Source organism: Hyphomicrobium sp. (assembly GCF_020852195.1).
In the GTDB taxonomy this organism is placed as follows: domain Bacteria; phylum Pseudomonadota; class Alphaproteobacteria; order Rhizobiales; family Hyphomicrobiaceae; genus Hyphomicrobium_C.
Genome location: NZ_JADZBI010000185.1, coordinates 21,904 through 29,867, shown reverse-complemented (window position 1 = coordinate 29,867; position 7,964 = coordinate 21,904). Strand labels below are relative to the sequence as shown.

Annotated in this window: 7 protein-coding genes; 4 read left to right on the top strand and 3 right to left on the bottom strand. The window is 68.9% G+C overall.

Annotation, left to right across the window (positions count from 1 at the left end):
• A partial coding sequence (locus IT540_RS16045) for an ABC transporter ATP-binding protein (protein ID WP_291180155.1) occupies positions 1 to 662 on the top strand: 662 nt, incomplete at its 5' end.
• The gene (locus IT540_RS16040) at positions 655 to 1,746 is read left to right on the top strand and encodes an efflux RND transporter periplasmic adaptor subunit (RefSeq protein WP_291180152.1); all 1,092 of its coding nucleotides are present in this window, start codon (positions 655 to 657) and stop codon (positions 1,744 to 1,746) included. The genes IT540_RS16045 and IT540_RS16040, both read left to right, overlap by 8 nt.
• Before the next feature lie 287 nt (positions 1,747 to 2,033).
• Here IT540_RS16040 and IT540_RS16035 read toward each other — a convergent pair whose 3' ends face one another.
• Entirely contained in the window at positions 2,034 to 2,306 is a 273-nt protein-coding gene (locus IT540_RS16035; protein WP_291180149.1) for a DUF6460 domain-containing protein, read from the bottom strand.
• A gap of 136 nt (positions 2,307 to 2,442) precedes the next feature.
• Here IT540_RS16035 and IT540_RS16030 point away from each other — a divergent pair, with 136 nt between their 5' ends.
• Both IT540_RS16030 and pdeM read left to right on the top strand, forming a co-directional pair.
• Positions 2,443 to 5,043 carry a ligase-associated DNA damage response DEXH box helicase gene (locus tag IT540_RS16030; RefSeq protein WP_291180158.1) on the top strand — a complete coding sequence of 867 codons (2,601 nt, stop codon included), beginning with the start codon at positions 2,443 to 2,445 and terminating at the stop codon, positions 5,041 to 5,043.
• Entirely contained in the window at positions 4,988 to 5,728 is a 741-nt protein-coding gene (pdeM, locus tag IT540_RS16025) for a ligase-associated DNA damage response endonuclease PdeM (RefSeq protein ID WP_291180146.1), read from the top strand. Before IT540_RS16030 ends, pdeM begins: the two co-directional genes overlap by 56 nt.
• A gap of 153 nt (positions 5,729 to 5,881) precedes the next feature.
• Here the strand turns inward: pdeM and IT540_RS16020 are convergent, their stop codons facing one another.
• Positions 5,882 to 6,856: a TIGR02186 family protein gene (locus IT540_RS16020; RefSeq protein ID WP_291180143.1), complete on the bottom strand. Its 975-nt coding sequence runs from the start codon at positions 6,854 to 6,856 to the stop codon at positions 5,882 to 5,884.
• A complete protein-coding gene (locus tag IT540_RS16015) occupies positions 6,853 to 7,782 on the bottom strand; it encodes a sulfite exporter TauE/SafE family protein (RefSeq protein WP_291180140.1) in 930 nt (309 codons plus the stop codon). The genes IT540_RS16020 and IT540_RS16015 overlap by 4 nt, the downstream gene beginning before the upstream one ends.
• Between the last annotated feature and the right edge of the window lie 182 nt (positions 7,783 to 7,964).

Sequence of the window (7,964 nt, the reverse complement as noted above, 5' to 3'; positions counted from 1 at the left end):
TGACCCTCAATGCCGGCGAACTGACGCTGCTGATGGGGCCGTCGGGCAGCGGCAAGACGACCCTGCTCTCTATTCTCGGCTGCATCCTGACGCCGACCTCCGGCATCGTCCGCGTGGAAGGAGAGGAGACGGCTGGCAAGAGCCCCGAGGAGCTGGCCGAGATTCGCCGCAAGCACATCGGCTTCATCTTCCAGTCCTACAACCTGTTCCCGACCCTGTCGGCGCTTGAGAACGTCCGCATTGCCCTTGACGTCATCGGGCGCAAGGGCTACCAGGCCGCGCATCGCGCCGAGGAGGTTCTGCGTGACGTCGGGCTCGGCAACCGGCTCAGGAACTATCCGTCGAACCTGTCCGGTGGAGAGCAGCAGCGTGTCGCCGTGGCACGCGCCATTGCGGCTTCGCCGTCGGTGGTGCTGGCGGACGAGCCCACGGCCGCGCTCGACAGCGAGAACGGCCACGCGGTGATGGCGCTTCTGGCGCGCATCGCCAAGGAGCAGAACCGCAGCGTTCTGGCCGTGACCCACGATCCCCGCACGCTGGGCTATGCCGACCGCGTCGTGCGCATTGAGGATGGATTGATCGTCGGCGAGGAGCGCAGGCCGCAGGGCCTCGACGCGCCCGAGATTGCCGACCTGACGAAGAGGCGAAAAGCGAATGGTTAAGTTCGATCCCACCGTCACCGCCGTGGCGGCTGCAGCCGTTGCGGCCATCGTGAGCAGCATCACGCTGAACCAGATCACGCCGCGTCTCGGCGGCGAGGCACAGGCGATCGAGAGCGCCAGCGCCCAGGACAGCCGCGGCACGCGCCCGGTCTGGGCCGCATCGGCGACCGGCCGCGTGGAGCCGAAGGACGGCGAGGTCCGCATCTCCTCGCAGGTTCCCGGCCGCATCGTCGACGTAATCGCCAAGACCAACGATCGCGTGACGGCGGGCGACCCGCTGGTGCTGCTCGACGACGACGATCTGCAGCCGAAGCTCGCCGCCGCGGAATCGGAGGCCGAGGTGCGCATTCTCGAGCGCGACGAGGAGCCGGCGACCGGCGTCTCCCTCGAGCGGCGCGAGGCGGAGGATGCGCTCAACACCTCCGAGCGTGCCCGCTTCCGCGCCCAGCTCGCGTTCGACGACGCCTATCAGAAGGCGAAGCTCGGCAATGGCGACGACAAGGCCGTGGCTGACGCACGCCAGAAGCTGGCCGATGCCCGTAAGCAGGTTGCCGAGGACCGCGCCAAGCTCGACGAGGTTCTGGCCAAGCCCGATCTCCCGCATCCGACGCGCGTGGAATCGGCGTTGTGGGTCGCGCGTACCGATGTCGCCCAGGTCGAGAATGCCATCGAGCGCACGCGTGTGCGTGCCCCGCAGGACGGCGCCATCCTCAACGTATGGGCCAAGGTCGGCGAGATGGCGGCCCCCTCCGCCGATGCGGCTCTTCTGCTCTTCGGCGACATCTCGGCCCTGCGCGTCCGCGCCGAGGTCGAGGAGCGCGACGTGACCAAGATCCGCCTCGGCCAGCGTGTCGTCGTCCGCGCCGACGCGTTTCCGGACAAGGACTTCGAGGGCGTCGTGACGCAGGTCGCGCCCGCGCTCGGCTCGCCGCGCATCACAAGCCGCGGTCCGCGCCGTCCGAATGATGTCGAGGTGCTGGAGGTTCTGGCCGCGCTGGACGGGACGCCGCCGCTTCTGACCGGCATGCGGGTCGACGTCTTCTTCCGCCACGAGACCTCCGCCTCCGCCGCCCCCACGCGGTAGCGACGTCTGCCGCCTTTCTGAGAGCAGCGTTGTTGCACGCGCGGTCGTTACATCGAATGGTGCGTGTGCGGAGACTTGCGTGGGTCCCGGCCGTCGCCGGGACGACGTCGGGGGAAGGCGAACGGGTATCCCCATGACAAACGTCATCCCGGCGAAGGCCGGGATCTACGCCAGCATCCACAAACACGACGTCGGCAGGATCCTCGTGCGACAGCGCAACGTGCAATTGTGGCACCGCGCGAGAGTTTCCCATAGGGCAGCAACCCCGCTCCGCTGACGGGCACCCGTCACTCCGCCTTGGAGCGGGCGGCGCCGACCACACGCGCGATGAGCCAGATGGGAACCACCACCAGCGCGCCGAGCAGGAGGTATTCGAGCACCCACTCGATGGCGCCGAACCCGAGGTCGTAGATGTTCCGCAACAGCTCGTTGATGCGCTGGAAGAAATTCGAGAGGTCGATGCCGAGCGCCTTCATCACGATCCCGACCGCGATCGAGATCAGGGCGAGACGGAGGATCACCCCGAGCGGGTTTCCGCCGAAAATCGTGTTACGGTCCATGCCTAGGTCCCTGAACAAGCTCGCTCCCGTCTAGCATAGAGATCGGCGGGCGCGAAGAAGGTCCCGACGCGTGAACGGCGTAACCGCGAAGGCAAGGAGACGGCCGGCCGCCAGGAGGCAGGCGGAGCCGGCGAAGATTGGCGCGGCAGCCCTCCCGGCGCAGTTCGCGGACTGGTTCCGCCGCCGTGGCTGGCAGCCCCGCGACCACCAGCTCGCGCTGATTGCCAAGTCGCGCGCCCGCCGCTCGACGCTGCTCATCGCCCCCACCGGCGCCGGCAAGACCCTGGCTGGCTTCCTGCCGAGCCTGATTGCGCTCACCGAGGGGCCAAGCCCGAAACAGGGCGCCGGCCTCAGAACGCTCTATGTCTCGCCCTTGAAGGCACTGGCCGAGGACATCTCGCGCAACCTCGTGGCACCGGTCGCCGAGATGGGCCTCAAGGTCTCGATCGAGACCCGCACCGGCGACACCTCGGCGGCGCGCCGCGCGCGTCAGCGTGTGAAGCCGCCGCAGATCCTGCTCACCACACCCGAGCAGGTCGCGCTGATGCTGTCGAACGCCGACGCCGGCTACACCTTCGCCGACCTCGACACCGTGATCCTCGACGAGCTGCACGCGCTCGCCCCTTCGAAGCGCGGCGATCTGCTGTCGCTCGGCCTCGCCCGCCTCAACACGTTCGCGCCTGGCCTCATGACGCTCGGCCTCTCCGCAACGGTCGCGCGTCCTTCCGAGCTCCTGAGCTATCTCGTGCCGCAGCACGCGCCCGACGACAGCCGCGCGCTGGCCGATCTCGTGATCGCACCGGGCGGCGCCGAGCCGGAGATCGACATCCTCGAGATCGAGGAGCCGGTGCCCTGGAGTGGTCATTCCGCGCGCTATGCGATGCACGAGATCTACCGCGCTATCCGCATGCACAAGACGACGCTGGTTTTCGTCAACACGCGCATGCAGGCCGAGCTGGTGTTCCAGGAGCTGTGGCGCATCAACGACGAGGGCCTGCCCATCGCCCTCCATCACGGCTCGCTCGACAAGGTGCGCCGCCTCAAGGTCGAGGCCGCCATGGCCGAGGGCCGCCTGCGCGCCGTCGTCGCCACCTCCACGCTCGACCTCGGCATCGACTGGGGCGACGTGGACCTCGTCGTCAACGTCGGTGCGCCGAAAGGCGCCTCCCGCCTCGCGCAGCGCATCGGCCGCGCCAACCACCGCCTGGACGAGCCCTCGGCCGCGCTCCTCGTGCCCGCCAACCGCTTCGAGGTGCTGGAGTGCCGCGCCGCGCTCGACGCCGCCAAGGCCGGTGAGCAGGACGCGGTGATCTCGCGCTCCGGCGCGCTGGACGTACTCGCTCAGCACGTGCTCGGCATGGCCTGCCACGCACCTTTCAAGCCGGATGAGCTCTATGAGGAGGTCCGCTCCGCCAGTCCCTACGCTGCCCTGACGCGCGCGCGCTTCGATCGCGTGATCGACTTCGTCGCCACCGGTGGCTACGCGCTGAAATCCTACGAGCGCTTCGCACGCCTGCGCCCGACCGACGACGGCCGCCTGCGACTCGCCCACCCGCGCCTCGTTAGCCAGTACCGCATGAACGCCGGCACAATCGTCGAGGCGCCGATGATCAAGATCCGCCTTGTCGGCCGCAGACGCGCGCGCCGCAAGACCGGAAAGCCGGGCGCGGCGCCGACGCTGATGGGCGGCCGCGTTCTGGGCGAGGTCGAGGAATACTTCATTGAGCAGCTCGCGCCGGGCAACACCTTCGTCTTCGCCGGCGAGATCCTGCGCTTTGAGGGTTTGGCCGAGACGGAAGCCTTCGTCACCCGCGCGCCCGGCGCCGACGCCATGATCCCGAGCTACGCCGGCGGCAAGTTCCCGCTCTCGACGCACCTCGCCAAGCGCGTGCGCGCCATGCTCGCCGACCGGACGCAGTGGGCCGACCTGCCGACTCCCGTTGCCGAATGGCTGGGCCTGCAGCAAGACTACTCGCAGCTCCCCGGCACCGACGACGTGCTGGTTGAGACCTTCCCGCGCCGCTCGCGTCATTTCATGGTCGCTTACCCGTTCGAGGGCCGCCTCGCCCACCAGACGCTCGGCATGCTGCTGACGCGGCGGCTCGAGCGCGCGGGTGCTCGCCCCCTCGGCTTCGTTGCCAACGACTATGGCCTCGCCGGCTGGGGCCTGGGCGACCTCACGGCGCGCATCGCCGACGGCAGCCTCGACCTCGAGCGCCTCTGTGACGAGGACATGCTGGGCGACGACCTCGAGACCTGGCTGGCCGAGAGCAGCCTCATGCGCCGCACGTTCCGCACCGTGGCCGTCATCGCCGGCCTGATCGAGCGTCGCCATCCGGGGAAAGAAAAAAGTGGCCGCCAGGTCACGATGTCGACCGATCTCATCTACAACGTGCTGCGCCGCCACGATCCCGGCCATATTCTGCTGGAAGCCGCCTGGGAGGACGCGGCCACGGGCCTGTTGGATATTGCTCGCCTCGGCCAATTCCTGGCCCGCGCGCGCGGTCGAATCAGGCATCAAGCTCTGGATCGGGTCTCGCCGCTGGCGGTGCCCATCCTGCTCGAGATCGGCGTCGAGCCCGTCGGCCGGCTGACGCGCGAGGATCTGCTCCGCGAGGCGGCGGAGGAATTGATAGCCGAGGCGACACGGGCCGACGGTGGACACCAGAACGGGGACGCACGTGAGAAGCACGACACAACTGCTGGAGCTGAAGCCCGAGCGCCTCGACGTCGGTGAGTTCAGCCGGCAGCCGGTCTCGATCTCCGGGCGCGCGTTCGTGGCCGACGTCTCGGGCGCGCTCTACTGGCCGGCCGAGGACATCCTGATCGTCGCCGACCTGCACCTGGAGAAGGGCTCCGCCTTTGCCTCGCGCGGCATCATGCTGCCGCCCTACGACACCGCGGCCACGCTGGAGCGCCTGGCCGCGACGCTCGACGCCTACCCGGCCGCGACCGTGCTCTGCCTCGGCGACAGCTTTCACGATTGTGGCGCCGCCGACCGCATGAGCCTCGTGGACCGCGAGACGCTCGCCATCTTGCAGGAGGATCGCGAATGGATCTGGCTCAACGGCAACCACGACCCCGTGATTGACGAGTGCCTGGGCGGCACGGTGCTGCACGAGGTCAGCGTCGGCGGGCTGACCTTCCGCCACGAGCCGACGGCAGGCCCCGTGACGCATGAGATCACTGGCCACCTGCATCCCGCCGCGCGCGTCTCCTTCCACGGCCACGTCATCCGCCGCCCGTGCTTCGTCGGCAACGGCATGCGCCTCGTGCTGCCGGCCTTCGGCACCTACGCCGGCGGCCTCAACGTGCTCGACGACGCCTTCTCGCCTCTGTTCGGCAACGACGGCCTGTCCGTTCTCGTGCTTGGTCAGGAAGGCCTCTACCCCATCGCGCCACGCCTCCTGAAAGAAGACTGAGGTTTCCGCCCTTTGCCCCTGGGTCCTGGCTCGGCGCTCCGCTGCGCGTCGCTTGGCCGGGATGACACGCGAGGCAAATCGGCCGCCACCTTTTCATCCCGGCCGAGCGGCGCAAGCCGCGAGAGCCGGGACCCAGGAGCCACGAGCACTCCTCTACGCCGGCGGCTTGCGGCGGAAAGGCATGGAGGCGATGAGCCCGGCCAGCGCCGCCACCAGCACGGCCGCGAGTCCGTAGTAGAGCGGATGGCGCATGGCGGCCTGATAGAGCCAGAGCTCGACCCCGCTCCGCTCGAGCCGCACCCGCGACTGGAACGTGCTTAGAAGCTCGCCCTCGCGGAGCAGGTACACGCGCGCCGTCAGCGGACCGACCGGCACGTTCGCCGGCAGCGAGATGGAGGCACGGAACAGGCTCTTGCCGATGAAGATCACGGCATAGTCGCGCTTGATGTAGAGCCCGTCCCGCTGCTTGATGCGGATCACCGCGTCCTTGTAGTTCTGAAGCTCGCCGGGCTGCGATTCCATGACCGAATGCGCGGACGGTGCCAGCCGCGCGTAGTCGTGGCCGATGGCGTGGCGCGCGAGCAGCGCCGGCTCGGCGATCTCCTCGATCGGGCGCGTCGAGGCGATGGCGTAGTAGCTCGGCACGCTCTCGAAGGCGAAGGCTTGCGTGTTGACCCAGAGCCCGGCGACGTTCGACTTGCGCCGCGCGGTGAGCGGCGTCGCCATGCCCTCGAGCACGACGATCACGTCGTAGTAGCCTGCCTCCGCGCTCGGCTGCCGGCTGTTGACCACCGATCCGAACACGACGACCTCGGTGCCCGTGAAGGCGGACGTGATAGCGATGTTCCGCGACGACACGTCGGCCTCGACGGCCTCCTTGGCAGGCTCGGCGCCCGCTCGCTCCGCACCCCGCTCGGAGCGTCGCGCGGGCTGGGGTGCCGGCGCTCGGGGTTCCGCCCGCCGCTTGCTGCGTTGGGTCCGCTTGCGCAGCGGCTCTCCCCAATCGGGCAGTTCGGCCTCCGGCTCGACCGCGTCTTGCGCGCGCGTGTCGCCACCGGCGGGGGCCCACGCCGCGGTAACGGCAGCGAGCAGGAGAACTGACCAGCAACGGTGCGCGCGAAGCCTCATAGCTGCGCTCCGAGCGTAGTCGTGATGGAGAACAGTTCGGGCGGCGTGGTCACGAGGTCCCACGCGATGCGCGCGCAGACGAGCAGCACCAGCGCCGCCAACAAAAGCCGCAATTGCTCGCCCTTGAGGCGCGCCCCGGCGGCGGCGCCGTACTGCGCACCGATCACCCCGCTGACGATGAGGATGAGCGCCAGCACAATGTCAACGCTGTAGTTCTCGGTCGACTGCATGACGGTCGTCACCGCCGCCACGAACACGATCTGGAACAGCGAGGTCCCGACCACCACGTTGGTCGGCACGCGCAGGAGATAGATCATGGCCGGCACCATGATGAAGCCGCCGCCCGCGCCCATGATGGCGCCGAGGAATCCGACGAACGCCCCGATCATCATCGGCGGGATGGCGCTGATGTAGAGCTTCGAGCGGTGGAAGCGCATCTTGAGCGGCAGCTTGTGCACCCAGTTGTGCTGCCCGGAGCGGCGCGCCGCACGCGGCTGCCCGCTGCGCGCGCTCTGGATCGCATTGAGGCTCTCGATCAGCATCAAGGCACCAATCACGCCGAGGAACGTCACGTAGGCGAGGGCGACGAAAAGGTCGAACTGGCCCGCGAGCCTTAGGATGCGCACCATCTTGACGCCGATCACCGACCCGACGATGCCGCCCGCGAGCAGCACGACGCCCATCTTGATGTCGACGTTGTTGCGCCGCCACTGAGCGATCGCGCCCGAGACGGAGGAGGCGACGATCTGCGCCGCCCCGGTGCCGACCGCCACCGCCGAGGGGATGCCGGAGAAGATCAGGAGCGGCGTCATCAGGAACCCGCCGCCGACGCCGAACAGGCCGGACAGAAAGCCGACAGCGGCGCCCATGCCGAGGAACAGCAGCACGTTGGCGCTCATCTCGGCGATCGGCAGATAGATATGCATTGCGTGAGTGTGTACGCCGGATACCGGAGATGTGGGGCACGCGAGACCGTCGCGCCGGTCGGGCCGCTCCCCGCTGGCCCTGCCGCGTCGCACGGCGCGAGGTGCGCAACGTCGCCCTCGCGCGCGCATGGTATTGAACCTTTGCCGCCAGTGCCAGTGTTGCGTCGCGGGAAGTCGCGCTC